This window comes from Mycobacterium sp. SMC-11, assembly GCF_046250095.1.
Taxonomy (GTDB): domain Bacteria; phylum Actinomycetota; class Actinomycetes; order Mycobacteriales; family Mycobacteriaceae; genus Mycobacterium; species Mycobacterium heraklionense_A.
Window position 1 is genome coordinate 4714112 of the sequence record NZ_CP176430.1, and the last position, 26969, is coordinate 4741080.

Here is a 26969-nt window from a genome sequence, read left to right on the forward strand (position 1 = left end):
ACGTTAGCAAAACTAACTTAATTTAGGATCCCTCAGTGGGTGTGACGTTGCACTCACGAGGCGTTTGCCCGTGAGGGTCAGCTCAGGGATTCCTCCAGCCACGGAAGCAGCCACTTGACCCCTTCGGGCGTCAGGTGAATGCCGTCACTGCGGACCTTGATGCCGTCGACTTTGGCGGTATAGGTGCCGGCCGGCCCCAGCTTCTTGTTCAGGTCCATCACCGTGACGGAATCCCGCTCGGCGACCTCCCGGCGCAGCAGGGTGTTCCAGCGGTCCACGCGCTCCGGATTATCCTCCGGCCACAGACTGCCGTCGGGCCGCTCGCCATAACGGCTGTAGGGCACGGTCGTCACCACGACCCGGCTGCCGGCGGACTCCAGCACGTCGAGCGCACGGCGCAGCTCCGCGGTCAGGTAGGCGTCGAAGGTCGGATCGCCGATGTGCGACCACTGGCCCTCGTTGACCCGGTCCACGGTCTCCCAGCGGCCAACGAACAACAGCACAACGTCGGGCTGGTCCGCCTTGACCTGCCGAGTCCAGCGGGCCGGCCAGCCGTCACACTCCTTGCCCTGATCGATGGTCTTGCCGGCCCAGCGGTATGGGCCGGCTCGCACGATGCTGCAGCCGACGACGGTGTGATCGATGAAGTCGTAGCCGGGGGTTTCCGGCAGATAGTGCATCAGGGTCCAGCCGATCGAATCCCCGAACACCGACACGGTGCGCGGCCGATTCGGGTCGCGCCGCACGGGCTGCGGGCGTGGCTTTTTGGACTCCGACAGCCGCGCCGGCGGTGAAGGGGAAATCGCCGCGGCCGCGGCCACATCCGGGGTCACCCCGTTCTCGGCCGTGGGCCGCTCGACGACCGGGACCACTAGCACGGTGACCGCGACGGCGGTGCCGCTAACGGCCGCACCCAGCGGCAGCAGCGAGACCCGCGCCGGGCGCCATCGGCGGATCGGTTCCTCGATGGCCCACCACGACACCGCCGCCAGCAGCAGCGTGGCGGCGCAGCGCACCCCGAACAGCGCCCACCCCGACCAGCCGGTGCGCTCACCGTTGAGGACCAGGAAGACCGGCCAATGCCACAGGTACACGCCGTAGGAGATGGTTCCCAGCCACACCAGCGGGGACCAGGCCAACGCCCGGGCGATCAGGCCGCTCTGATGCAGGGCGACCGGTGCGATCACCGCGATGGCGGCAACGGCCACCAGGGTCAGCAGGCCGCCGCGGAACTCCGCGGCCGTGCCGGTGGCGCGGTGGACCGCCGTCGCCAGCACTGCGAGTCCGGCCAACGGCAACAGGCGGGCGACCCACAGGGCGCGGCGAGTTCGCACCACCGACCAGCCGGCGGTCAGCGCCGGCCAGTCCCCCACCAGCAGCGCCGCGGCCGCGGCACCGATCAGCAGGGCCTGCGCACGCGTGTCGGTGCCGAAATAGACGCGATCGCGGGTGGCTTCCGACGCCAGCATCTCCGCGGCCGTCGCCGACGCCGCCGCCCCCGCGCTCGCCAACAGGAAGACCGTCAGCCGCACCCCGCCGACGGTGGCCCACCCGCCGCGACGCCTGGCGCGGGCCCCCAACAGCAACGCGATCGCGATCAGCAGCAGCGGCCAGAAAAAGTAGTACTGCTCCTCGACGCCCAGCGACCAGGTGTGCTGCAACGGCGACGGGGTGCCTGCCTCGGTGAAGTAGTCCGTGTGTTGGGCGACGAACCGCCAGTTGGCCACCCAGAAGAAGGCGGCAACGGCATCCTCGCGCAGGCCGACGACCGCCTCCGACGGCAGCAGCTCGTGCGCGATCGCGACGGTCAGCACCATGAGCACCAGCGCCGGGAGCAATCTGCGGATGCGCCGGATCCAGAACCCGGTGAGGTCGATGCGGCCGGTCCGGCCCAGCTCGTCGATGAGCAGCGAGGTGATCAGGAAGCCACTGAGCACAAAGAACAGGTCCACGCCCAAGAACCCACCCGACAGTCCAGGGATGCCGCCGTGGTCGGCCAACACCAACGCGACGGCTATCGCGCGCAGACCGTCGAGGGCGTGAATGCCCGGGCGTCGTCGCTCCCGCCGAACCCGGTCGGCGGCGCGCGCGGTGGTCAACCGGGCGGCACGCGGGGCCGGCGCAACCCAGCGGGATTTACCCGAGGTACGCATCGAAGTGGCCTGGCGAGTCCGGTTCCCGGCCGGTCGACTCATGTCATCTTGGTCGCCGTTGGCGCCGATTGGTCGATCCTCTCGCTGGTGGACCACCGAAAGCTTAGGGGGCGAGCGGGCATCTCAGCCGGATGACACGCTCGCGATCAGTAGACCAATTCGGCAGTGCGCCACCAGATCAGCGCGATGAACAGTGCCAACAGCACAAGGCTGGCCACCGCCTGAATCCGGGTCCGGTTCGACTGCGGCGGATAGACGTAGGCGAACGCGACCAGTACTCCGGTGATCAGACCACCGACGTGTCCCTGCCAACTGATGTGCGGAATGGTGAAGGTGAAGATCAGGTTGACCACGATCACCGCGCCCACCGCGCGGACGTCCATCCGCAGGCGGCGCCCGATGACCAGCGTGGCGCCGAACAAGCCGAAGATGGCGCCCGAAGCGCCCGCGGTCGCGGTGGTGATCGGCGCCAACAGGTAGACGGCAACGGAGCCGCCCAGCGCGCTGAGCAGGTACAGGGCGCTGTATCGCACCCGCCCCAACAGGCCCTCGAGCTCGGGTCCCACCACATACAGCGCCCACATGTTGAGCAGCAGGTGCATCGGGCCGTAATGCAGGAACGCCGACGTCAGCAGGCGGTAGATCTGCCCGTCGGCCACCGCCGGTGTCCAGAGCACCAACTCGGACTCGATCTCACGCGACGCCATCTGCGCGATGAAGGCCAGCACACTCAGCGCAATCAGCCCGTAGGTGACCACCGGTGTTCCCGCGGCGGCGCCGACCAGCGGCCGCGCCGCCCGGCGCACCGGCGTTCCGCCCGCCTGCGCGCACTCCACGCAATGCTGGCCGACTGCCGCGCTGCGCATGCAGTCGCCACAGATGTAGCGGTCACACCGGGTGCAGCGCAGCGCAGTGGCCCGGTCGGGGTGCCGGTAGCAGACGTCCATGGCTATACCCTGTCAGAACCCTCTCGGAGCACTTGTGCCCGAGTGCTGCCGGTAGATTTCAGGCCATGTCGTCTCAAGCTCCGCGCCAAGCGTTCAATGACGTCGTCACCCGGTTTTGGAGCTTCGCAGCTCCGGCCTATGACGCCCGATTTCTGCAACGCTGGGTCTACCGTCCGGCCCAGGATGAGCTGATCGCCGCACTGCGATCGCACAAACCGGCCCGGGTGGCCGACATCGCCTGCGGCACCGGCATCCTGGCCGACCGCATCGAACGTGAGCTGTCCCCGGCGGCGGTCTACGGGGTGGACATGTCCGACGGCATGCTCAACGAGGCACGGGAACGCTCGTCGCGCGTGCAGTGGCTGACCGGGCCCGCCGAGCAGCTGCCGTTTGAAGACGGCGCGCTCGACGCGGTGGTCACCAGCTCGGCGTTTCACTTCTTCAACCAGCCGGCCGCGGTGCGCGAGTTTTACCGGGTGTTGGCGCCGGGCGGGATGGCCGCGGTCACGGCGATGAGCCCCCGCCTGTCCGACCCGCTCAAGGCGCTGACCGGGATCCGGTGGAACCCGGCGCGCCAGCCGACGCCCAGTGAGATGCGCACGTTGTTCACCGACGCCGGTTTCACCGTTCCCGACCAGCATCGCGTCGTGCGTCCGGCCTGGACGCTGGTCGTGTCGGATCTGATCACGGTCGGCGTCAAACCGTAAACGGCTGGCGACGACCCGGCCCCTGCGATTCCTTCCCGGTACCTTCGTTAGGTATGAGATCGATGAAGCTGGCCGGGACGACGGCGATCGCGCTGGCAACCTGGTGCACTGCGGCCGGGATCGCCGGGGCTGATCCGGCTCCTCCTCCCCCGCCCGCGCCTAAGCAGGTTATCGACGGCGATGGAACCTTCGCGGTCGGCAAGGACATCGTGCCGGGCACCTACCGCTCCGACGGCCCGCGTGACGGCGCCGCCTGCTACTGGCGCCGTATCGGCGGCGACAAGACGCTCGATAGCGCGATGACCAAGAAGTCACAGGTCGTGCTGATCGAGCCGAGCGACACCGCGTTCCGAACCGACCGCTGCCAGACCTGGCAGCTGACCGAATGCCCACCCACCTGCGCGCCGGTACCGCAACAATCGGTGGGCCTGCCCGATGTGTTGAAAGGCTTCGTGCCGCAGGCTCGGCCGCCCGCCCCGTCCCCCGCTCCCAGCGGCGGCTAGCACTCGAGCCGCCGGCTCCCAAACGCGAGTGTGAATCTGACGACGTGACGCGCCGTGGACGCGTCGCCAAGATGCCACTCGACCAGGCGCCACACCACTGACGACCGGCCAACGCCTGGAAGCCTTCTTGGGCTGAGCATTCGGTGAAAATTTCCTGTAAGTCGCTCGAGATCCCGCCCTTGCAACGGACAGACCACGGGTGGTCGTCAGCTCAGACTGGTTCCGCCTCGGCCAGCAGTAACGTTGCGCCGTCAACCAATGTTCCGATCACCTCGTCGGTGCTGAAATCGCTGAGCCACAGATTTGGGGCGTCGGTGCGGTGCAGCATCGCGACGCCGTGCAACGCCACCGACAACGCCGCGGCAATCCGGTCCGAATCGGGATCCGAGTCCGAATACGGGACCTCTCCCCGGCAGGCCAGCAATCCTCTGGTCACCACGGCCAGCGCCCGGCGGGCCGCCGGCGGGGCGTGACCGTCCTGGGTCATCAATGCGTAGCGCAGCGGATGGCGCTGCGCGAATGACACATATACCCGGCAGCCGATCAGCAGACGTTCCCGCGGGTCACTGGCCTGCTGGACGTGCTCGGCGATCTCGTCGGAGACCTGGACCCAGCTCGATTCGGCGACCGCCTCGAGCACTCGGTCCAGGTCGTCGAAGTGCGCATACACCGAGGGGGCGGCGATGCCGGCCTCCCGGGCGATACCGCGCAGCGAAACCTCGGCTTCGCTGTCTGCACCGTCGATAACCCGAACAGCGGCAGCGAGGATCTCGTCGCGCAGCAGCGCGCCGTGACCTCGCAAATTGCGCCGACGAGGGGGAGTGGGCACGCGGTGATCCTAACGGTTTGTTAGTTGTCCTCACTTGCGTTCTGCATAACATCTTCCGCGCAAGTGTGAGCTGGCACCTTTTAACTTTACACGCGTTTCTTTACGCTCGTAAGGTTAACCGGCATGAGCGCATTGAAAAAGCTGCGTGGTCCGCTCGAGCGCCTGTGGATCGTGCTGGTGATCGTCCCGGTAGCCGCGATCGGCGGCCTGGTCATCTACCGGTTCCACGGCGTGTTCGGCGCAGACGGGGCGGCGGTCGCCGGCGGCACCGGTGGCGAGATCGTCTCCACCGTGCCGAAATATGTCACCTACGAGCTCTACGGCCCGGAGTCGACGTCGGGCATGGTCAGCTACGTCGACGAGCGCGCCCAGTCCCAGGAAGCCCAGTTCCACTCGCTGCCCTGGTCACTGACTCTGACCACCACGCAGCCCAGCGTGTTCGCCAACGTCATGGCCCAGGGCGACAGCCACGAGCTGGGCTGCCGGATCACCGTCAACGGCGAACTGCGCGACGAACACCAGGCCGATGGCCACAGCGCCGCGACATTCTGCGTGGTGAAAGCGGCATGAGCGGCCACCACAGCCCGACCGGCAAAGGAGCACCGTGGTTCCCGCGGCTGATCCGAGCGCTGTCCATCCCGATCATCCTGTTCTGGCTTGCCGCGGCCGCGGCGACCAATCTGCTGGTGCCGCAACTGGAGGTCGTCGGCGCCCGTAACGCCGTCTCGCTCTCCCCGCAGGACGCCCCGTCGGTGATCGCGATGAAGCACATCGGGGACAAGTTCGGCGAGTTCGCCAGCGACAGCGTGCTGATGATCGTGCTGGAGAGCGATGCCGAGTTAGCAGAAGACGCACACCGCTACTACGACCAACTGGTGACGACCCTGCGAGCCGACACCACCCACGTCGAACACGTGCAGGACTTCTGGGGTGACCGGGTCACCTCGGCGGGTTCGCAGAGCGAGGACGGCCGGGCCGCCTACGTGCAGGTGCATCTGGCGGGAAACCAGGGCTCGGCGCAGGGCGTGGCATCGGTGGACGCGGTGCGCGAGATCGTCGAGGACTCCCACCCGCCGGCCGGTCTGCGCTCGTACGTGACAGGCCAGGCGGCCCTGGTGGCCGACACCAACGAGGCCGGCGACGCCTCGATGGTGAAGATGACCGGCATCACCATGGCCGTCATCGCGGTGATGCTGTTGGTGGTCTACCGCTCGATCGCGACCACGCTGATCGGGCTGCTCGTGGTCGTCACCGAGATGAGCGTGGCCCGTGGACTGATCGCGGTGCTGAGCAACGCCCACGTCTTCGCGATCTCGACGTTCGTGGTGAGCATCCTGACCGCACTGGCCATCGCAGCTGGAACCGACTACTGGATCTTCTTGATCGGGCGCTACCACGAGGCACGCAATGCCGGTGAAGAGCGCGAAACCGCCCAGAACACAACGCTGTCCAGCGTCAGCCACGTCATCCTGGGCTCCGGCCTGACCATCGCCGGGGCGATGCTGTGCCTGCACTTCACCCGGCTGAACTACTTCAACACCCTGGCGGTGCCGTGCGCCCTGGGCATGTTCACCATCCTGGCGATGGGATTGACCTTCGCTCCGGCTGTCCTTGCGGTCAGCAGCCGCTTCGGGTTGCTGGACCCCAAACAGGTCACCAAGACCGGCGGGTGGCGCAAGGTGGGCACCGCCGTGGTGCGCTGGCCGCTGCCGATTCTGGCCGCTGCCAGTGCCGTTGCAGCCGTGGGCGTCCTGGTGCTGCCCGGCTACAAGACCAGCTATGACAACCGGCACTACATCCCCGCCGACGTACCGTCCAACATCGGCTACGCCGCAGCCGAGAAGCATTTCAGCTCCGCGCGGATGAACCCCGACATGCTGATGGTCGAGTCCGATCACGACATGCGCAATCCCCGCGACATGCTGGTGCTGGACCGGATCGCCCGCAATATCTTTCGGGTGCCCGGCATCGAACGGGTGCAGAGCATCACTCGACCGCTGGGCCCGCCCATGGAACACGGATCGGTGCCGTTCCAGATCAGCGCCCAGGGCGTCACGATGCGGGAGAACCTGCAGTTCTTGCACGCCCGCCTCGACGACACCCAGACCATGGCCGACCAGCTCTCGTCGATGATCACGGTGATGGACCGGCTGCACGGCCTGACCGTGCAGCTCTCCGATGCCACGCACGGCACCGACGAGGCGACCCACGACATGGAAGGAACCATGGCCGAGGTCCGGGACCGCATCGCCGACTTCGACGACCAGTTCCGCCCGCTGCGTAACTACTTCTATTGGGAGCCGCACTGCTTCAACATCGGCATCTGCAACGCGTTCCGGTCGGCGTTCGACGCCACCGACGGCTTCGACAAACTGGCGGAGAACACCACGGCGCTGGCCCAGCAGATGGACCGGGTCGACGAGATCACGCCGGCGATCGCCGAGCAGATCCCGCCGATGATCGCCATCACCACCAACATGCGCGACCTGATGTTGACCATGCACAGCAGCTTCAGCCAGGTGGTCACGCAGCTGGAGCAGATGACCGACACCGCGGCGGTGATGGGCCAGGTTTTCGACGACGCCCGCAACGACGACATGTTCTACCTGCCGCCGGAGGCGTTCGACAGTCCCGACTTTCAGCGCGGGATGGAGTTGATGATGTCGCCGGACGGCCAGGCGGCCCGCATCCTGATCACCCATGACACCGATCCGGCGACCGTCGACGGCATCTCGCACGTCAGCGCCGAACTGCAGGCCGCCAAGGAAGCCGTCAAGGGCACGCCGCTGGCCAAGGCGAAGTTCTATCTGGGCGGCACCGCCGCCACCTACGCCGACATCCAGACCGGGGCGCACTACGACCTGCTGATCGCGGCGATCGCGGCCATCGTGTTGATCTTCGTGGTGATGCTGCTGATCACCCGGGCGCTGGTGGCCTCGATCGTGATCGTGGGGACCGTGGTGCTCTCGCTGGCCTCGTCGTTCGGGCTGTCGGTGTTGTTGTGGCAGTACGTGTTCGGCATCGAGCTGCAGTGGCTGGTGATCGCGATGTCGGTGATCGTGCTGCTGGCAGTGGGGTCGGACTACAACCTGCTGGTGGTCTCGCGGATGAAGGAAGAGATCTACAGCGGTACTGCGACGGGTCTGCGCACCGGCCTGATCCGGGCGATGGGCGCCACCGGCAAGGTCGTGACAGCGGCCGGCATGGTGTTCGCCTTCACCATGATCGCGATGATTGCCAGCGACCTGCGGTCCGTCGGGCAGATCGGCACCACGATCGGACTGGGCCTGCTGTTCGACACGTTCATCGTCCGCAGCCTGATCACCCCGTCGATCGCGGCACTGTTGGGCCGGTGGTTCTGGTGGCCGATCAACGTGCACCGGCGTCCGGCCCCCATCCCAGCCGAGCCGCCGTCCCCCGAGCGTGACGCTGCGCTCACGGTGGGCGCCGAACGTGAAGGCAACTCCACCGTCGCGCCGGCACCGCCCGCCCTGACGCCACCACCCGTCCCCGCCGGCTGAGAATCTTACTGTTACGCCAAGATACTCTTATTTTTCTTAATTTGTCTGTATCGTGGGTCCCTGGCGTCACGGAGAGGGGCTTGCGATGGTCAGTTCGGGTACGTCGGCGGTGGTGCTGGGAGCCGGGATAGCCGGGCTGCTGGCCGCCCGAGTGGCATCGGAGTCCTACGACTCGGTCACGATCGTGGACCGCGATCGGCTCCCCGATCACCCTGCCCAACGCAGGGGCGTCCCACAGGGACGGCACCTGCACAGCTTCCTCACCCGCGGCACCGGCATCCTTGGCGAACTGTTTCCGGGGATTCTCGACGAGCTCGCCACGGCCGGCGCAGTGGTGATCGACAACGGAGATCTGTCGGGGCGTTACGCCCGCATCGGCCGCCACGAGCTCAACCGCACGGGCACGCTCGCTGATCCCCAAGCCTTGGCGATCTACAGCGCGAGCCGCCCGTTCATGGAGTTCCACGTCCGGCGGCGCGTCGACAAGCTCACCAATGTCGCCTTCCTCGACGGCCACGACGCGATCGAGCCGGTGCACGTGCGCGGGGTCGTCCGCGGTGTGCAGGTCAGGAATCGGGACAACAAGCTCACCCAGGTTCTGCCCGCCGACCTCGTCATCGACGCAACGGGGCGGGCCTCGCGGACCGCCGACTTCCTGGCCGGCCACGGTTTCGGCTGCGTGCCGGACCACCGCCTGCGCCCCGCGTGGGCCTATTCCAGCCAGTTGCTGCGCATCCCGCCGGGCAGGCTCGACGACCAGATGGTCTTCGTGAACCAGGGGCGCGCCTATCCCGGCCTGCTGCTGGTGGCCTACGAGCACGACACGTGGATGCTGTCGATCGCCCGCCATGGTGACTACGGCTCTCCCCCAAGAAATTTCACCGCCATGCAGGTCGCAGCCAGGCAGATGCTTCCGGCATCGATCATGGCTGGGCTGCGCGACGCCACACCGGCGGGCGACATCGCCGTCTCCCACGACACCGGCGCGCTGTGGCACCGCTACCACCAGATGCCCCGCTTCCCCGAAGGACTCGTGGTGATCGGCGACGGACTCTGCCGCCTCAATCCACTGCACGGCCAAGGCATGACCATGGCAGCACTGCAGGCGCTGGCGCTGCGCGACTGTCTCCGTGACGGCGGTCCGGAACTGTCACAGCGCTTCTTCCGCGCGGCAGCTGCCCAGATCGCACCGATCTGGGCAGCAAACGCAACCCAGGATCGTCCCGCCGCCAACGACCGACCGCACCCGATCCGCCGCCGGCTCGGCGGGTGGTTCACCGACGCGGTGGGGACCGCCGCATCGCGCGACATCGCCGTCACCGAGCGGTTCTTGCGGGTACGCAATCTGGTGGACTCCCCATCGCGCCTGCGTGATCCGGTGCTGCTGGCCCGCATCCTGCTGGCCAACCTGCGGGGCCCGGGGTTCGTGTCGTGAATGATGACGAAGCCGCGATCCGGGAGTTGTTCGCCCGGCAGGTCGCCGGCTGGAATGCGGGAGATGCCGCAGCGTATGCGTCGGTCTTCACCTCCGACGCGTACTACGTCACCTTCCTGGGCGACCGCTACCAAGGCCGGGAGGCTATTGCCGCGTCGTATGCCCCGCTGTTCGCGAAACTGCTGCGAGGGACACGGCTGGAACTCGACGCATCCACGCCGCGGTTCGTGACACCGGACGTCGCGCTTATCCACTCCCACGCCGTGGTGACCAAGACTGCGCGGCGCCGCAGCCGTGGTGTGCGGATCAACACCAGCGTTGCGGTACGAACCGATACCGGCTGGATGTTGACCTCGTCGCAGAACACCACCCTCCGACACCTGGCCCAAAGACTCATGCGCACACTGGTTTCCCGACATCGCGACACAGGAGGCTCCCTTGCTTGACGCCATCTACCGGGCCGCACGCGGCAGGGTCAGCACCCTGGCTATCGGGCTCACCGAGGACCAGCTGAACCTCGCGGTTCCGGCGACACCGGGATGGTCGGTGCACGATGTGTTGGCCCACCTCACCGGTGGTGCGGCAGATGTCTTGGCGCAGCGGCTCGACGGCGCGCCGGGTGAGTTCTGGACCGCACGGCACGTGGCGGAACGGCGCGACCGCCCGGTCGGCGAGCTGCTCGACGAATGGGAGCGCGCCGCCGTGGCGGCCGAGGCGAGTCTGCCGCAGCGGTTCACCGGCCCGAACCTGGCCGCGGACGTGATCTGCCACGAAGGGGATCTGCGCGAGGCACTGGGTCTGCCGCGAACCGACCGCGAACACTGGCAGCCCTTCCTGGACGTGCTGGGTCGGCTGCCCGGCCGGCTGCTGCGCGACACCGCCACCTTGGTGATCAGCGATGAGCTGGGACAGCAATGGCGTTGCGGTTCAGGTGAATCCGTCACCACTTTGCGGGCCGACGGCTACGAGCTGATGCGCGGCCTGTTCAGCCGGCGCTCCCGCAGCCAGATAGCCGGATGGGATTGGTCCCCCGAGCCGTCGGCCCAACTGGTCGACAACTTCGGGGTCTTCGGCCACCGCGACGACGATCAGCCGATCCCGGTCTGCTGATTCACCCGCCGCAGGAGGTCAACCGCGGCGGGGCGAACGACACCGACCCGACCCCGCCGACGATCATGCCGTTCTCCGCCAGCGTCATCGCGGTCACGTACGAGCAGGTCTGGATCTCGGTCAGCCCGTTGAGGTACACCACGTCAAAGGTGTACGCGAAGTTGCGAACCAGCTGTCCGGCCGCCCACGGGTGGTCGACGACGAAACCCAGCGATGATCCGGACCGTGCGCCCAGTACCCGCGGACCCCTCTCCCCGATGTGCGGCTTGATCGAGAAGGGCACCCCGTCGCGCTTGGTGCCGTCCAGACCGATGCTATTGATTCGATACCCGGTGGCAGCTGGGGGCACGAGCGGCCCCGACCGGATATTGGTGCTGAACAAGATGGAGTAGTTGGTGCCGCCGACCACGGCGGTGGTGCTGAAACTGGTCGAGGTGAACTCTTCGGGCAGCTGCACCACGCAGTCCTCGATCACCTCGTTCGGATCGCCGCAATCCTGCGAGCCGGGTGGCACCGCCAGCGCACGCGGCGCAGCGAGTGCCACACCAAGCGCCGGGACCGACCAGAGCGCGCCGCGCATGAAGATGCGCCGCGTAACCGTGGTCGGCGAGTCGGTCATGGCATCAACAGTACCGACCGAAGCGACTTTCGTTGTTCGGTCGACGATTCGATGCCATGGTCGGTGTTTCTGGCTGAACTCACCCGCCGCAGGAGGTCAACCGCGGCGGGGAGAAGGCCACCGACCCGACCCCGCCGTCGACGGCTCCGTTGTTGGCGAGTTGCATCGTCGTCACGTAGGTACAGGTTTGAATCTCGGTGGATAAATTCAGGTAGACCACGTTGTAGGTGTAGGCGAACGTGCGGACCAACTGCTTGGCATCCCAAGGCACATCCAGCACGAAACCCAGCGATGAGTCCATCGTCCGGATCCAAATTGCGCGCACACCGGTCTCCCCGATCGACGGCGCTACCGAAAAGGCGGAGCCGTCGGGTCTGGTACCGGCGATGCTGAGGCTGTCGATGCGGTAGCCGGTCGCTTCCGCCGGTACCGGCGGCCCGGGCTGAATCCTGGTGGTGAACTGGATTGCGTAGTTGGTTCCGCCGCCAATCGCCCTGGTGGTGGAGAAGCTGGTCCAGCTGAATTCCTCCGGCAGCTCCACACCGCAGTTGTCGATCGCCGCGTAGGGATCGCTGCACCCGGGTGAGCCGGCCGGCGCGGCCAGCGCCCGCGGCCCGGCCAGCGCCGCGCCGAAGACCGGCACCGACCAAGCGGCACCGCGCAGAAAGATGCGGCGCGAGATCGCCGTCTTCGCACTGCCGGTCACGAGCCTCACAGTAGGCGATCAGAGCGCCTTGGTTGTTCGGCCGATGATTCGGTGCCATGCTCGCCGGATGGTGTCGGAGCGCTTGTCCGCGGCCGTCACCGGCCGCCGTTCCTGGCTCGTTGCGCTCGTCCCGATCCTGATCGCCGTCGCACTGATGGCACTCAGCAACGACAACGCGGCGGCGACCCAATCACCCGAGACGCTGCCGGCCAGCGCCGAATCCGCTCGCGCCGCAGCGGTGCAGTCCACCTTCGCCGGCGGGGCACGGGCGACCGCACTGCTGGTCGCCACCCGCGGCGACGGTACGCCGCTGACGCCGGCCGACGTCACGGCGGTGAACGCGGCCCGCGATCGCATGACGCGGCTGCCCCAGGTGCTCACCGGCCCGGTGCCACCGGCGATGCTGTCCACCGACCACCAGGCGGCCCTGGCCACGGTGCCCTTGGCTACCGACTTGTCCGGTTTCGGCCTCACCGATGCGGTCAATGCCCTGCGAGCGGCGGCCGCCGACGGCTTGCCACCGACGCTGTCGACCCACGTCACCGGTGGCCCGGCGTTCGGCGCCGACATCGCTGATGCCTTCACCGGCGCCAACATCACCCTGTTGGTAGTCACCGCGCTGGTGGTGGCATTGCTGTTGATCGTCACTTACCGGTCGCCGGTGTTGTGGCTGGCACCGCTGTTGGTGATCGCGTTCGCCGATCGGGTGGCCACCGTGGTGGGCTCTGCTGTCGTGCGCGCCGCGGGCGTGACCTTTGACGGCTCCACCGCAGGCATTACCAGTGTCTTGGTCTTCGGGGCTGGCACCAACTATGCGCTACTGCTGATTTCGCGCTACCGCGAAGAGCTACGCACCGAGCCCGAGCATCGCACCGCGCTGCGCCGTGCGGTGGCCGCCGCCGCCCCGGCGATCCTGGCCAGCAATGCCACCGTGGTGCTGGCGCTGCTGACGTTGGTCTTGGCGGTCACCCCGAGCACCCGCAGTCTGGGGATCTGTGCCAGCTGCGGCTTGGTCGTGGCCGCCCTATTCGTGCTGTTGGTCTTGCCTCCGCTGTTGGCATTGGTCGGCCGGAAGGTGTTCTGGCCGTTCATTCCCCGAGCCACCGGCGATGCGGTGGCGAAGGTGGGCCCGTGGCACCGCGTCGCCGAGGCCGTCTCACGCCGCCCGGCCTTGGTGTGCACGGCGGCGATCGCCGTCCTGGCGGTGTCGGCCAGCGGCCTGCTGGGCGCCGGGATCGGGTTGTCGCAGACCGAGCAGTTCCGGTTACAGGCCGACTCGGTGACCGGATTCGACACGCTGGCGGCACACTTTCCGGACGGCGCGGCGAGTCCGACCGTCGTGATCGGCCCCACCGCCCGGACGCGGCAGCTCAAACAGGCGATCACCACCGTCCCCGGCGTCGTCTCGGTGGTCCAGACGGGCGCGTCCGAAACCGGACGAACCATGTGGTCGGTGGTGCTCGACGCCGCCCCGGCGACCGATGCGGCTTTCAACACCGTTGCCGGACTTCGCGATTCGGTCAGTGCGGTAGACGCACGCACGCTGGTGGGTGGCGCCGACGCGCAAGCCCTCGATGTGCGCGACGCGGCGGTGCGCGACCGCGCAGTGCTGATCCCGCTGATCCTGCTGGTGGTGCTCACCGTGCTGTTCGTGCTGCTTCGGGCGGTGTTGGCCCCACCGATCCTGGTGGCGGCGACGGTGCTCAGCGCGGTCGCCGCACTCGGGCTGGGTTGCTGGGCCAGCCTGCACCTGTTCGGATTTCCGGCGCTGGACAACAGCACTCCCCTGTTCGCGTTCCTGTTCCTGGTAGCGCTGGGCGTGGACTACACCATCTTCTTGGTGACCCGCGCCCGCGAAGAGACGCCCGCACACGGCACCCGCGACGGCATGGTGCGCGCGGTGTCAGCCACCGGCGGAGTCATCACCAGCGCGGGCATCGTGCTGGCAGCGGTGTTCTGCGTGCTCGGGGTGCTGCCGTTGATCGTGCTGACTCAGCTGGGCATCATCGTGGGCTTGGGAATTCTGTTGGACACGTTCGTCGTTCGTACCCTGGTGATTCCAGCGCTGTTCGCACTGATCGGCGATCGGCTCTGGTGGCCCAATCTGCCACGCTGACCTCTACAGCGCCGCCCAGATCGACTTGGTCTTGAGGTAGCCGTCGATGCCCTCGTAGCCGAACTCGTGGCCCATCCCGGACTGCTTGTAACCGCCGAACGGCACGTTGTGGTCGAAGACCAGCTGACAGTTCAACGTCACCGTGCCGGCCTGCAGGCGCTTACCCAGGTTGTGGGCGCGGGCCAGGTTGGTGGTCCACGCCGTGGCCGCCAGGCCGTAGCTGGTGTCGTTGGCCATCGCCACGGCCTCGTCGTCGTCGTCGAACGGCAAGATGGTGACGACCGGCCCGAAGATCTCTTCCCGGTACAGCCGGCTGGTGGCCGGGTCGACGTTGGTCAGCACGGTCGGCTTCACGAAGTAGCCCCTACGGTCCACCCGGTAGCCGCCGGACACCACCTCGACACCGTCCTTTTTCCCCTGATCGATGTAGCCCATCACGCGCTCGAGCTGTTTGGCGCTGACCAACGGGCTGATCATGGCGCCCTCGTCCTTGGGACCGCCGAGCACCAGGTTCTCGCCGATCATCGCGATACCCGCGACCACTCGCTCATAGACGCTGCGCTGCACGAAGATCCGTGAGCCGCAGACACACCCCTGACCGGAGTGCACGAAGATGCCCATCGCGGCCATCATGATCGCCATGTCCAGATCGGCATCCTCGTAGATCAGCACCGGGGACTTACCGCCCAGCTCCAGCGTCACCTTCTTCAGGCTGTCCGCGGAGTTGCGCATGATCTCCTTGCCGACATCGGTCGAGCCGGTGAAAGCGACCTTCTCCACATCGGGGTGCGCGGTGATCGCCGCGCCGGCGGTGGCGCCGTAGCCGATGACGAAGTTGGTGACACCATCGGGAACCCCGGCCTGCGCGATCAGCCGTTCCAGCAGCACCGCCGACAGCGGCGTCTCCTCCGCCGGCTTGACGACGCTGCTGCAGCCGGCCGCCAGCGCCGGGGCGACCTTGGCACAAGCGTTGAACAGCGGGCCGTTCCACGGATAGATCAGGCCCACCACGCCGTAGGGTTCCTTCACGGTGTAGGCGTGCATGTTGGCGTAGGTGCTGTTGACGCCGCCCTCCATCTGCACCTGGTAGCTGCTGCCGTTGAGCTTGGTGCACCAGCCTGCGTAATACCGGTAGAACTCCGCACAGGTGGACACGATCATCTCGGCCTGCGCCGGCGGCATGCCGGCGTCCAGGGACTCCAGCTCGGCGAACTCCGCGGCGTGCTCATCGATCAGGTCGGCAAGCCGCCACAACACCTTGGCGCGCTGGCGGGCCGGGAGGTCAGTCCACGCACCGGATTGATAGGTCGCCTTGGCGCGGGCGACGGCTTCGTTGACGGCTTGGGGACCGGCGTCGCGGAACTCGGTGATCTGCTCTTCGGTGGCCGGGTCAATGACCGGGATGACTTCACCGGTACCGGGCCGCTTCGCAAGATCGTCGATTACCGATTGCAATGTCATTGACGGGTCCTTTGATCGCGACGGCAGATGCTGTGCACCTGCTTAGCATTGCGGACACGGCGTGGTCAACAGCGGGCATGGGGCGACCTGCGACGTCCGGGGTTACGGTTCCGGCTATGAATCGGCGTCGAACCCTGGCACGGAGGTTCTGATGCGCACCCGCGGTTGGGGCGGGAATGTGCCCGCCAGCGACGAGGAGGCGGTGGCACGGATCCTGCAGGCCACCCGCCAGACCATCGACGAGCGCGGCGAGCAGACCAGCATTGCCGACGTCGCACGCACGCTCGGCGTCACCCGGCAGACGGTCTATCGCTATTTCCCCAGCACCGAGCAGCTGCTGGCGGCGACCGCCGCCGACGGTGCCGGCGCCTTTCTGGATCAGCTGGCCGACGCCCTGGCCGGAATGACCGATCCCGGCGAGGCGGTCGCCGAGGGCGTCGCACTCACCCTGGAACGCCTCCCCCACGATCCCTATGTAGGCCTGTTGCTGCGCTCCCAACAAGCCAGTGCCTTCGCCGTGACCGTCACGACCGACACCGGCCGAAACTTCGGGCACTCCCTGCTCGACCGTCTCGATGTCGACTGGACCGGCTTCGACGATCAGAGCATCGATGACGTCATCGAGATGGTGCTGCGCACGTTGCAGTCGTTCATCCTGGCTCCGCTGCCCGCATCGGGCGACGAACTTCGGCGCCTGCTGCGCCGGTGGATCGCCCCGGCGGTAAGCGCGGCGCGCAGCGCTACGCCGGATCGCGCGTCAGCGAATAGGTGACACCGGTCAGCGCTTCGGCGATCGCCCACAACCGCTGCTGCGCCTCGGTGTCTCCGGCTCGGCCGGCGGCGCGCACCAACACCGGCGGGCCGATCTGCTCGAAACGTCCACCCGGGCCGTAGAACTCGCCACCCGTGGCGGCTGGGTCGGTCGCCGCCCGCAACATCGGCAGAGCGCCCTCGGAAGGACCTTGGGTGAACCACCCCGTCACATAACGAGACCGGCTGTTGAACACCCAGCGCACCGCCCTGGGCTGCTCGCGCAGGATCGAGGTACGAGTCCCACCGGGGTGTGCCGCCAACGCGATCGCCGGGCTGGCAGCCGATTCCAGCCGCCGCTGCAGTTCATAGGTGGCCATCAGTTGGGCGAGCTTGGACTGGGTGTAGGCCCTGGCCGGAGTGAACGACGTGGTCGACTGCAGATCGTCGAATGCGATCCGGCCACTGCGGTGGGTCTTGCTGCTCACCGCGATGATCCGTCCCGCTTCGGAGGCGAGCACGCGATCTAGCAGCAGCCCCGTGAGCGCAAACGGCCCAAGGAAGTTCGTGCCGAAGTCACCCTCGAAGCCGTCGACCGTCAGCTGCCGGGTCTGGTGCATGACGCCGGCGTTGTTGACCAGGATGTCGATGACCGGCTGGCCGGCCCGCAGCTCGTCCGCGCAAGCCCGTACCGACGCCAGGTCACTGACGTCCAGATGGACGACGTCGACGCGGGCGCCCGGAGCCGATCGGAGAATGTCTTGCCGGGCCGCGGCCGCCGCTTCGGTGTTGCGGCAAGCCAACACGACCGTGGCACCGAGGATCGCCAGTCCCCGCGCGACTTCGAGGCCAACCCCGGTGTTCGCGCCGGTGACGACGGCTACCCGGCCGGCCTGCGAAGCGCCCTGCTCCAGCGACCATCCGGACGCGCTCATCTACCCGCGGCTCGCCGTCGCGAAACGCTGGTCGGTGTAGCGGCGAAGATTGGACAGGAAGCGGCGAAACGCCAGGTTCATCAGCGGGCCGCTGATCGGCGAAAACCACGCCGCCGGGCCGGTCAACCGATTGGCCAGGGTCCAGGTGAGCCGACACCCCTGCGGGGTGGGTTCGATGAGGTAGTCCTCGACGAAAACCGCCAGCGCCGAGGTCGAACTCGCATTGAAGCGAAAGGCCATGTGCCGTCCGGGTTCCCAGGCCAGAAACTCCTCGTCGCCGATGATGCCACCCCGCATGTCGACGACACGGGTGGTGCCGACTCCGTGCGGTTCGGGGCTGGTCCAGGTCACGTTGGTGATGACACTGGCCCAGTACGGCCAAGCTTCCGCGTCGGCCAGCACCTCCCAGATCTCATCGGGCGTCACGGCCAGGTCAACGCTGTTGCTGAACCGCTGCGGCGCACGCTCGAGGAAGTCGAGGCCGACCTGCTCACACGGATGCATCCGAGACAACTGCTGGTTCCTTTCGGTGATGGCCGACTAGCGCGCTCCGCGTACCAGACGCCCGGGCCGTGCACCGGTGTCGGCGCCGTTGCGCCGGGTGACGGTACCGCTGACGATCGTCGCAACATACCCGCTCGCCCCCTGCAGCAGGCGGCGCCCACCGGCCGGCAGGTCATAAGCCATCCGAGCCGGGAGCAGGGTCAGCGCGTCCATGTCGATCACGTTGATGTCGGCCTTCTTGCCGACCTCGATGACGCCGCGATCGGTGAGGCCGAACAGCTGGGCGGTGTCGCGGCACTGTTTGCGCACCACGTACTCCAGGGGCAGCTTGTCTCCGCGATGGCGGTCGCGCGCCCAGTGTGTGAGCAGATAAGTGGGATAAGAAGCGTCGCAGATCATTCCGCAGTGCGCGCCGCCGTCGGAGAGCCCCAGCACCCCGGCGGGATGGGTGAGCATCTCGCGGATCGCGTCGTGATTGCCGTCGGCGTAGTTGAAGAACGGCAGCATCAGCATGGCGCCGGCGTCGGCCTGCAACATCAGGTCATACAGCGTCGATAACGGGTCGTCGCCGCGCGCCGCGGCGATCGCCGCGACCGAACGGTCCGGGGTCGGCTCGTAGTCCGGTGGGTCGCCCAGGTCGTAGATGCGATGCAGTGAGTGCTGCACCAGCGCGAACATCCCGTCGAACTGCAGCGAGGTGTCCACGGGCAGGTCCTGTTCGGACAGGATCGCGGCCTTGACCGCCGGTTCGGCAAGGCGTTGCGCGAGTTCGGCGCGGCTGCACTCGGCTTTCAGCCGCCGGTAGGTCGGCCGGTGCGTGAAGGCGTGATGGCCGGCGAAACCGAGCAGCATGCCGAACGGGCGGGCGGCTACCTGTGGGTACAGCGCACTACCGGCCTGGTGTGCGGCCGCGGAGATGTCGAGCTGCTCACGCCACAGGTTCGGGTCGGCGTCGACCTGGATCAGTGCGAACGACACCGGCCGGTCGACCTCGGCGGCCAGGCGCTGCATCCACTCGAGTTCCTTCTTCGGCGCGACGATGTCCTCCCCGGCCGTGCCCTGCGGCGCCAGCTCGAAGACCGCCTGCCCGCCGGCCGCCATCGCCCGGCCCAGCCCGAACAGTTCGTCTTCGGCGGCGAAGGTTCCCGGCACCGGCTCGCCGTCCATCGCCCGGTGGGTCAACGTCCGTGACGTCGAGAATCCCAACGCCCCAGCCTCGATGGCCTCCTGCACCAAGCGGCTCATCGCCGCGATGTCGTCGGGCGTCGCCGGCTCGTTGCGGGCACCGCGCTCGCCCATGGCGTAGGCGCGGATCGCCCCGTGGGCGACCTGACTGCCGACGTCGACGGCGAAGTTCTTGCCGTCAAGTACGTCGAGGTACTCGGGATAGCTCTCCCATCCCCAGGTGATGCCTTCGGTGAGCGCGGTGCCCGGAATGTCCTCGACGCCCTCCATCAGCTTGATCAGCCATTCCTCGCTGCCGGGCCGGACGGGCGCGAACCCGACCCCGCAGTTGCCGCTGACGACCGTCGTCACGCCGTGACCGCTGGACGGCTCCAGGAGGTTGTCCCAGCTGACCTGCCCGTCGTAGTGGGTGTGGATGTCGACGAACCCGGGTGCGACGACTTTGCCCGTGGCATCGATCGTTTCGGTCGCCGGCCCCGTCAGTCCCGGATCAGCGGTTCCGGTGCGGCGCTGCACCGCCACGATGCGTCCGTCCCGAATGCCGACGTCGGCGAGGTAGCGCTGTTCTCCCGTCCCGTCCACGACGGTGCCACCGGTGATCGTGAGGTCGTACACAGCCGTCTCCTTCAATAGTGGTGTCGGGCGCACCCAAGAACGGTGTTGATCAATTTGTACACATCTCGATAATGTGTGCAAGTGCCCGGTGAGAAGTCGTCGAAACCGCTCCCCGCGCCGCTGCTCCTGGCCGCCACCGAGACCCTGCGCCACCTGGGCCCCCGGCGCTTCAGCCTGACCGCGGTCGCCGAAACGGCGGGCGTGTCACGCGGCACGGTGCACAACGCCTTCGGCACCCGCGATGACGCCATCGCCGCCGCACTCGACCATCTGTCCGCGGCATTCATCGCGGCCATGGCCGCCGAGGTCAATGAGCTAGACACCCTGGCCGAACAGGTCGCGGCCGCGGCGGTGCTGATCTCGGCGCATCGGCGCAGATCGGCGGCCGAGCCACGCACGATCAATCAGAGCGTGCTGGTCCTGCTGCTCGAGCATGGCGGCGACGACCTGATGCAGCGTTCGGTGGCGCTGTGGATGCCGCTGGTGCGTGCCGCGCAACGCCGCGGTGAAGTCGACGACACTCTCGATGCGGGCCGGGCCGGGGAATGGATCGTGCGGATGCTGTTCAGCTTCGAACTGCTTCCGCCGATGCGGGTAAACCTGGACAACCCCCGTGCGGTGCGCCGCTTCGTTAGCGACCACATCATCACTGGTCTGGGACCGCAGCCTTCGCCACCGGCCTAGCGGTCCGTTGCCGCGGTCCGCACCGGTGACGGCACGCTGAGCGACCGCACGATCAGGGTGTCGAGCAGCAGGCCGATACAGCGGATCTTCGAGCACAGCGTGCCGGTTCCGATTTAGCGACTCAGGCCACCTTTGACGTGGCATCGTTATCCGTACAACAACGGCCTGTTACCAGCCCGCCACTACTACTACGCTCGGTCGTAGTACGGCCCAGCGGCTACCGGGAGATCAGCCATGGATGTTGTCGACGTATCGCGGTGGCAGTTCGGGATCACCACCGTCTATCACTTCATATTTGTGCCGTTGACCATCGGTTTGGCCCCGTTGGTCGCGGTCATGCAGACGGTGTGGGTGTTCACCGACAACGTGGCCTGGTATCGGCTGACGAAATTCTTCGGCAAACTGTTCTTGATCAACTTCGCCCTGGGAGTTGCGACCGGGATCGTGCAGGAATTCCAGTTCGGAATGAACTGGAGCGAGTACTCGCGATTCGTCGGCGACGTGTTCGGCGCACCGCTGGCGATGGAAGGACTGGCCGCTTTCTTCTTCGAGTCCACCTTCATCGGGCTGTGGATCTTCGGCTGGAGCCGACTGCCGCGCGTCGTGCACCTGCTGTGTATCTGGGTGGTCGCGATCGCCACCAACGTGTCGGCGTTCTTCATCATCGCCGCCAACTCGTTCATGCAACACCCGGTCGGCGCTCACTTCAATCCGGAAACCAAGCGCGCCGAATTGGACAGCATCATGGCGCTGTTCACCAACAACACCGCCCAGGCCGCGTTGTCGCACGCGGTCGCCGGCGCATTCTTGACTGCCGGGACGTTCGTCGCCGCGGTAAGCGCCTGGTGGATGGTCCGGTCCCGTGCCGGCGGCGCCCCGCAGAGCGCCGACAGTGACGCGGCAACCATGTACCGGCCGGCGACCATCCTCGGGTGTTGGGTCGCGTTGGTCGCCGCGGTTGGGCTGTTCTTCACCGGCGACATCCAGGGCAAGCTGATGTTCGTCCAGCAACCGATGAAGATGGCGTCAGCAGAATCGTTGTGCGACACCGCCACCGACCCCAGTTTCTCGGTTCTGACCGTCGGACGACAGAACAACTGCGACCACCTGACCCGGGTGATCGAAGTGCCCTATGTCCTGCCGTTCCTGGCCGAGGGCCGATTCAACGGCGTTCGGCTCGACGGGGTCCGGGACATCCAGCAGCACTACGAGCAGAAGTTCGGCCCGGGCGACTACCGGCCGAACCTGTTCGTCACGTACTGGTCGTTCCGCGCGATGATCGGGCTCCTGCTGTTGCCGGTGCTGTTCGCGATGGTCGCTTTGTGGCTGACGCGTCGCGGACAGATCCCCCAGCAACGCTGGTTCTCCTGGTTGGCGCTGCTGACCATCCCCACCCCGTTCCTGGCCAACAGTGCCGGCTGGGTCTTCACCGAAATGGGGCGCCAGCCTTGGGTTGTCGTCCCCAACCCGACCGGGGACCCGAATGTCCGACTTACCGTCGCCCAAGGTGTGTCGGGGAACAGCGTGGGCGTGGTGGTCACCTCGCTGGTGATGTTCACCCTGGTTTATGCGGTGCTCGCGGTGATCTGGTTCTGGTTGATCAGACGCTACGTGGCCGAGGGACCACTGGAACACGACGCCGAACCCGCGCCGCCGGCGCCACCCGCCGAGACCGATGTGGCGCCACTGTCGTTCGCCTACTGATGTAGAAGGGGGTCATCGCGATGGACCTACAACAGGTGTGGTTCGTACTGGTCGCGGTGCTGTTTCTCGGATTCTTCGTCTTGGAGGGCTTCGACTTCGGGGTGGGGATGCTGATGGCGCCATTCGGCCGGGCCGGCGCCGGTACCGGTGCCGGTGACGCGGAAGCCCACCGTCGGGCCGCGCTGAACACCATCGGTCCGGTCTGGGACGGCAACGAGGTCTGGTTGATCACCGCCGGCGGTGCAATGTTCGCCGCGTTCCCGGGCTGGTATGCCACGGTGTTCTCGACGCTGTACCTGCCGCTGCTGGCAATCCTGTTCGGCATGATCGTGCGGGCCGTCGCGATCGAGTGGCGCGGCAAGGTCGATGACCCGAAGTGGCGTGCCTGGGCGGACCTCGGGATCGCCGCCGGTTCCTGGCTGCCGGCGATTCTGTGGGGTGTGGCGTTCGCGGTCCTGGTCCGTGGCCTGCCGGTGGACGCCGATCACCATGTCCACGTGGCCTTCAGCGACGTGATCAACGCCTACACCCTGCTGGGGGGTCTGGCCACCGGTGGACTGTTCCTGTTTTACGGCGCGGTCTTCACCGCGTTGAAAACGGCCGGGGCGATCCGTGACGACGCACACCGCTTCGCGACCAAGCTGGCACTGCCGGTGACCGCGCTGGTCGGCGGCTTCGGGTTGTGGACTCAACTCGCTTACGGCACCGGGTGGACGTGGCTGGTTCTGGGCGTCGCGGTGGTCGCGCAGTTGGCCGCGGTGGCGCTGGTGTGGCGCCGGGTGTCCGACGGCTGGGCGTTCGCCTGCAGCGCAGTGGTTGTCGCAGCCGTGGTCATCTTGTTGTTCGGCGCCCTGTACCCGGCCCTACTGCCCTCCACATTGGACCCGCAGTGGAGCCTGACGATCTACAACGCGTCGTCGACCCCCTACACGTTGAAGATCATGACCTGGGCCGCGGTGATCTTCGCTCCGCTGGCGATGGTGTACCAGGGCTGGACGTACTGGGTTTTCCGGCAACGGATCTCAGCGGATCAGATTCCGCCGTCCATCGGGTTGGCGAGGCAGCCGTCCTGAGCGCCCGGGCGTCTCGGGCGCCGCTGGACCCGCGGCTCTGGCAGGCATCCACGGCGGTGCGCCGCTTCCTGCTGGCTATGGTGGGCTGCGGAGTGTTGATTTCGGCCTGCGCAATCGGGTCCGCAATCGTGTTGGCCGACATCGTGTCTCACGTGATCACCGAACCGTCGACACGTAGCGTCGCGCACTGGTCACCACTGCTGGTGACACTTGCGCTGTTGTGGGCGGTGCGCACCCTGGCGCATTGGCTGCAGGCTCGCCTTGGCCAGCGCGGAGCCAGCGCGGTGATCGCCGACCTGAGTGGGCAGGTGTTGGCCGCGGTCACCGCACGCTCCCCCCGCCGGCTGGCTGCCGAACGAGACGCCGCCGCAACCGTAGTCACCCGGGGATTGGACGGCCTGCGACCCTATTTCACCGCTTACCTGCCCGCGCTGTTGCTGGCGGCGATTCTGACCCCGGTGACCGTGCTGGTGATCGCCCTCTACGACCGACGCGCCGCGGTGCTCGTCATGATCACACTTCCGCTGATCCCGGTGTTCATGGTGTTGATCGGCCTGGCCACCGCGGATCGCTCGGCAGCGGCGTTGGCGGCCATGACGACATTGCAGGCACGGCTGCTGGATCTGATCGCCGGCATCCCGACCCTGCGCGCCCTCGGGCGGGCGGCCGGGCCGGAGCGGCGCATCGCCGAACTGTCCGACGCGCATCGTCGGTCGACGATGGCCACCCTGCGGATCGCGTTCCTGTCGGCCCTGGTGCTCGAACTGCTGGCCACCCTGAGCGTGGCGGTGGTGGCCGTCAGCATCGGCCTGCGACTGGTGTTCGGCGAGATGAGCCTGACCGCCGGACTGACGGTCTTGCTGCTGGTCCCCGACGTGTATTGGCCCCTGCGCCGGATCGGGGTGGAGTTTCACGCCGCCGAGGATGGGCGTGCCGCCGCGGAGCGGGCATTTGCGCTGATCGGCGAACCGCCTCGCCCAGCGCCGGGTAGCCGCACGGTATCCGCACGCGGCGCGCAGATTCGCCTCGATTCGCTCTGCGTGGCCGGCCGAGACGGCGATGCGCCGGCCGGCCTGACCGCGCTGATCGAATCCGGCCAAGTCACCGTGCTGACCGGAGCCAATGGGGCCGGCAAGAGCACCGCGCTGACGGCTGTCGCCGGCCTCACCCAACCCAGGTCCGGGCGCATCACGGTGGCCGGTGTCGACATCGCCGACCTGGAACTGCCGGCGTGGTGGGCCCAATTGTCTTGGCTGCCACAGCGTCCGGCGCTGATCCCGGGCACGGTGGCGCAGAACCTGGCGTTGTTCGGCGAACTCTATGACACCGAAGAGGCGTGCGCTGCAGCCGGATTCGACGAGGTGATTGCGGGACTTCCCGACGGGCTGCACACCGTGTTGGGGCGCGGCGGTGTCGGTTTGTCACTGGGCCAGCGACAGCGGCTGGGGTTGGCGCGAGCGCTGGGTTCGACGGCCCCGGTGCTGTTGCTCGACGAGCCGACGGCCCACCTGGACGCCGCAACCGAACAACGGGTCCTGGCTGCACTGGTGCGACGTGCTCGCGCCGGCGCAACGGTGGTAGTGGTGGGCCACCGCGCTCCAGTGCTGGCAATCGGCGATCGGATTGTGACCGTGCACAGCGAAGGGGTCGCAGACCATGCGCCGGCCTGATCCGCTGCGGGAAGCCCTCGGGCTACTGCGGCCGCGCCTGCCCCGGCTGCTGTTGGCGGGCCTGCTCGGAACGCTGTCACTGGGCAGCGCGCTCGCGTTGGCCGCGATCTCGGCCTGGCTGATCACTCGGGCCTGGCAGATGCCGCCGGTGCTGGACCTGTCGATCGCCGTGGTGGCGGTGCGGACGTTTGCGATCTCGCGCGGCGTACTGCACTACTGCGAGCGGCTGGTAAGCCACGACGCCGCGCTGCGGGCCGCCGACAGCGCCCGCGGGGGGCTCTACCGGCGGCTGGCCCACGGGCCGGCGCAGGCCGCGGTGCGGTTGCCCAGTGGTGAGCTGGTGGCGCGGGTGGGCGCCGACGTCGACGAACTGGCAGACGTCCTGGTACGTGCCCTATTGCCGATCGCGGTCGCCGCGGTGCTCGGCGTGGTCGCCACGGCGGTGATCGCCTCGATCTCGCCGGTCGCAGCGGTGGTCCTGGGCGCCTGCCTGCTGGTCGCCGGTGCGGTGGCACCGTGGCTCGCCGCGCGGGCCGCCGCGGCCCAGGAACATACGGCCCGCGACCACCTCGCCGAGCGCGACGTCGCGGCGATGGAGGCGCTCGACTACGCCCCCGAGCTGCGGATCGCCGGGCTGCTGCCCGCCGTCATCGGTGAGTCCCAACGCCGGCAGCGGGCGTGGGCTGCAGCCCTGGACGGGGCCGCCAAACCGGCCGCGATTGCCGCTGCTCTGCCCACCGCCGCGATCGGGGTCAGTGTGCTGGGCGCGGTCGTGGCCGGGATCGGACTCGCCGATGCCGTGGCGCCCACCACCCTGGCCGTGCTCATGCTGTTGCCGCTGTCCGCGTTTGAGGCGACCACCGCCCTGCCCGGGGCCGCCGTCGCGCTGACCCGGGCACGGATCGCGGCGCGGCGGCTGCTCGACCTGGCACCGGCGGAGCCCGTGGCTGCGGACCCGCCGGTGGCCCCACGGGCGGATTCGACCCGTACCCCGGCACTGCACGCCGAGCTGCGTTCCGGACATCGAGAAGATCAGTGCGTCCCGGTGCGGCTTGATCTGCCTCCCGGAGACCGATTAGCGATCACCGGTCCCAGTGGGGCCGGCAAGACCACACTGCTGATGACCCTGGCCGGCCTGCTGGCACCGCTGACCGGTCGCGTTTCCCTCGACGGGACCGCACTGCAGGAGCTATCCGAAACAGACCTGCGATTGGCGATCAGCTTTTTTGCCGAGGACGCGCATATCTTCGCGACCACAGTCCGCGACAACCTGCTGGTGGCTCGGGGCGATTGTCGAGACGACGAACTGTCGGCCACCTTGGGCCGGGTGGGACTCGGTCCCTGGCTGGCCGGTCTGCCCGACGGTCTGGCAACCGTGCTGGCCGGCGGCGCCGAGGCAGTGTCGGCAGGTCAGCGGCGGCGCCTATTGCTGGCCCGGGCCCTGCTCTCACCTGCCCGGATCGTGCTGCTCGACGAACCCACCGAGCACCTGCACGCCGCCGACGCGGACGACCTCCTGCGCGACGTCTTGGCCGTGCCCGGGCTGTTTGGAGCCGGCCGGACCGTGGTGGTGGCCACCCACCATCTGCCGGACTACGACGCAGCGCCCGGCTTCGCCGCGCTTGCGATCCCCGCTGACCCGACGGCGGAGACCCGCAGCGCCCGGCTTCGCCGCGCTTGCGATCCCCGCTGACCCGACGGCGGAGACCCGCAGCGCCCGGCTTCGCCGCGCTTGCGATCCC

At 67.7% G+C, this 26969-nt stretch carries 23 protein-coding genes; 14 read left to right on the top strand and 9 right to left on the bottom strand.

Going from position 1 to position 26969, the window contains the following annotated elements; genetic code table 11:
- Positions 1 to 77: 77 nt before the first annotated feature.
- On the bottom strand, positions 78 to 2153 hold the full coding sequence (locus ACKY0X_RS21940) for an acyltransferase family protein (protein ID WP_409429741.1): 2076 nt from the start codon (positions 2151 to 2153) through the stop codon (positions 78 to 80).
- Positions 2154 to 2299: 146 nt separating this feature from the next.
- Complete coding sequence (locus tag ACKY0X_RS21945) at positions 2300 to 3100, bottom strand: rhomboid family intramembrane serine protease (RefSeq protein ID WP_409427701.1); 801 nt, start codon at positions 3098 to 3100, stop codon at positions 2300 to 2302.
- Positions 3101 to 3165: 65 nt separating this feature from the next.
- Here ACKY0X_RS21945 and ACKY0X_RS21950 point away from each other — a divergent pair, with 65 nt between their 5' ends.
- Complete coding sequence (locus ACKY0X_RS21950) at positions 3166 to 3807, top strand: class I SAM-dependent methyltransferase (RefSeq protein WP_409427702.1); 642 nt, start codon at positions 3166 to 3168, stop codon at positions 3805 to 3807.
- Positions 3808 to 3860: 53 nt separating this feature from the next.
- Positions 3861 to 4310, top strand: a complete 450-nt coding sequence (locus ACKY0X_RS21955) for a hypothetical protein (protein ID WP_409427703.1) — start codon at positions 3861 to 3863, stop codon at positions 4308 to 4310.
- A gap of 211 nt (positions 4311 to 4521) precedes the next feature.
- On the opposite strand, the gene ACKY0X_RS21960 is transcribed toward ACKY0X_RS21955, so the two are convergent.
- Entirely contained in the window at positions 4522 to 5139 is a 618-nt protein-coding gene (locus tag ACKY0X_RS21960) for a TetR/AcrR family transcriptional regulator (RefSeq protein WP_409427704.1), read from the bottom strand.
- Between the two features lie 123 nt (positions 5140 to 5262).
- Between ACKY0X_RS21960 and ACKY0X_RS21965 the strand changes: the two genes are divergently transcribed.
- From ACKY0X_RS21965 to ACKY0X_RS21985, 5 genes are all read left to right on the top strand, one after another.
- Positions 5263 to 5709: an MmpS family transport accessory protein gene (locus ACKY0X_RS21965; protein ID WP_409427705.1), complete on the top strand. Its 447-nt coding sequence runs from the start codon at positions 5263 to 5265 to the stop codon at positions 5707 to 5709.
- Positions 5706 to 8660, top strand: coding sequence for an RND family transporter (locus ACKY0X_RS21970; protein WP_409427706.1), 2955 nt, complete (start codon positions 5706 to 5708; stop codon positions 8658 to 8660). The genes ACKY0X_RS21965 and ACKY0X_RS21970 overlap by 4 nt, the downstream gene beginning before the upstream one ends.
- 85 nt (positions 8661 to 8745) lie before the next feature.
- Positions 8746 to 10095, top strand: a complete 1350-nt coding sequence (locus ACKY0X_RS21975) for a hypothetical protein (protein WP_409427707.1) — start codon at positions 8746 to 8748, stop codon at positions 10093 to 10095.
- Positions 10092 to 10541, top strand: a complete 450-nt coding sequence (locus ACKY0X_RS21980; RefSeq protein WP_409427708.1) for an SgcJ/EcaC family oxidoreductase — start codon at positions 10092 to 10094, stop codon at positions 10539 to 10541. The genes ACKY0X_RS21975 and ACKY0X_RS21980 overlap by 4 nt, the downstream gene beginning before the upstream one ends.
- Positions 10534 to 11205, top strand: coding sequence for a maleylpyruvate isomerase family mycothiol-dependent enzyme (locus ACKY0X_RS21985; RefSeq protein WP_409427709.1), 672 nt, complete (start codon positions 10534 to 10536; stop codon positions 11203 to 11205). The genes ACKY0X_RS21980 and ACKY0X_RS21985 overlap by 8 nt, the downstream gene beginning before the upstream one ends.
- 1 nt (position 11206) lies before the next feature.
- Here ACKY0X_RS21985 and ACKY0X_RS21990 read toward each other — a convergent pair whose 3' ends face one another.
- Positions 11207 to 11824, bottom strand: coding sequence for a hypothetical protein (locus ACKY0X_RS21990; protein ID WP_409427710.1), 618 nt, complete (start codon positions 11822 to 11824; stop codon positions 11207 to 11209).
- Positions 11825 to 11903: 79 nt separating this feature from the next.
- Entirely contained in the window at positions 11904 to 12530 is a 627-nt protein-coding gene (locus tag ACKY0X_RS21995) for a hypothetical protein (protein ID WP_409427711.1), read from the bottom strand.
- 67 nt (positions 12531 to 12597) lie between these two features.
- Between ACKY0X_RS21995 and ACKY0X_RS22000 the strand changes: the two genes are divergently transcribed.
- A complete protein-coding gene (locus ACKY0X_RS22000) occupies positions 12598 to 14646 on the top strand; it encodes an MMPL family transporter (protein WP_409427712.1) in 2049 nt (682 codons plus the stop codon).
- A gap of 3 nt (positions 14647 to 14649) precedes the next feature.
- Here ACKY0X_RS22000 and ACKY0X_RS22005 read toward each other — a convergent pair whose 3' ends face one another.
- On the bottom strand, positions 14650 to 16107 hold the full coding sequence (locus ACKY0X_RS22005; RefSeq protein ID WP_409427713.1) for an aldehyde dehydrogenase family protein: 1458 nt from the start codon (positions 16105 to 16107) through the stop codon (positions 14650 to 14652).
- Positions 16108 to 16258: 151 nt separating this feature from the next.
- On the opposite strand from ACKY0X_RS22005, the gene ACKY0X_RS22010 reads away from it, so the two are divergent.
- A complete protein-coding gene (locus ACKY0X_RS22010) occupies positions 16259 to 16879 on the top strand; it encodes a TetR/AcrR family transcriptional regulator (RefSeq protein WP_409427714.1) in 621 nt (206 codons plus the stop codon).
- Here the strand turns inward: ACKY0X_RS22010 and ACKY0X_RS22015 are convergent.
- From ACKY0X_RS22015 to ACKY0X_RS22025, 3 genes are read right to left on the bottom strand one after another with little or no spacing between them, the layout of a single operon-like run.
- The gene (locus ACKY0X_RS22015; protein ID WP_409427715.1) at positions 16848 to 17792 is read right to left on the bottom strand and encodes an oxidoreductase; all 945 of its coding nucleotides are present in this window, start codon (positions 17790 to 17792) and stop codon (positions 16848 to 16850) included. The genes ACKY0X_RS22010 and ACKY0X_RS22015 overlap by 32 nt on opposite strands.
- The gene (locus tag ACKY0X_RS22020) at positions 17793 to 18296 is read right to left on the bottom strand and encodes an SRPBCC family protein (RefSeq protein ID WP_409429742.1); all 504 of its coding nucleotides are present in this window, start codon (positions 18294 to 18296) and stop codon (positions 17793 to 17795) included. It abuts the gene before it with no gap.
- Positions 18297 to 18332: 36 nt separating this feature from the next.
- Entirely contained in the window at positions 18333 to 20096 is a 1764-nt protein-coding gene (locus ACKY0X_RS22025; protein WP_409427716.1) for an N-acyl-D-amino-acid deacylase family protein, read from the bottom strand.
- A gap of 81 nt (positions 20097 to 20177) precedes the next feature.
- Here ACKY0X_RS22025 and ACKY0X_RS22030 point away from each other — a divergent pair, with 81 nt between their 5' ends.
- The 5 genes from ACKY0X_RS22030 to cydC all read left to right on the top strand — a co-directional run bounded on the left by ACKY0X_RS22030 (position 20178) and on the right by cydC (position 26920).
- Entirely contained in the window at positions 20178 to 20780 is a 603-nt protein-coding gene (locus ACKY0X_RS22030) for a TetR/AcrR family transcriptional regulator (protein WP_409427717.1), read from the top strand.
- A 234-nt stretch (positions 20781 to 21014) separates the two neighbouring features.
- Positions 21015 to 22484: a cytochrome ubiquinol oxidase subunit I gene (locus tag ACKY0X_RS22035; RefSeq protein WP_409427718.1), complete on the top strand. Its 1470-nt coding sequence runs from the start codon at positions 21015 to 21017 to the stop codon at positions 22482 to 22484.
- 20 nt (positions 22485 to 22504) lie between these two features.
- Complete coding sequence (gene cydB, locus ACKY0X_RS22040) at positions 22505 to 23557, top strand: cytochrome d ubiquinol oxidase subunit II (protein ID WP_409427719.1); 1053 nt, start codon at positions 22505 to 22507, stop codon at positions 23555 to 23557.
- A 56-nt stretch (positions 23558 to 23613) separates the two neighbouring features.
- The gene (cydD, locus tag ACKY0X_RS22045; RefSeq protein WP_409427720.1) at positions 23614 to 25227 is read left to right on the top strand and encodes a thiol reductant ABC exporter subunit CydD; all 1614 of its coding nucleotides are present in this window, start codon (positions 23614 to 23616) and stop codon (positions 25225 to 25227) included.
- The gene (cydC, locus tag ACKY0X_RS22050; RefSeq protein ID WP_409427721.1) at positions 25214 to 26920 is read left to right on the top strand and encodes a thiol reductant ABC exporter subunit CydC; all 1707 of its coding nucleotides are present in this window, start codon (positions 25214 to 25216) and stop codon (positions 26918 to 26920) included. The genes cydD and cydC overlap by 14 nt, the downstream gene beginning before the upstream one ends.
- The last annotated feature ends 49 nt before the right edge of the window (positions 26921 to 26969 follow it).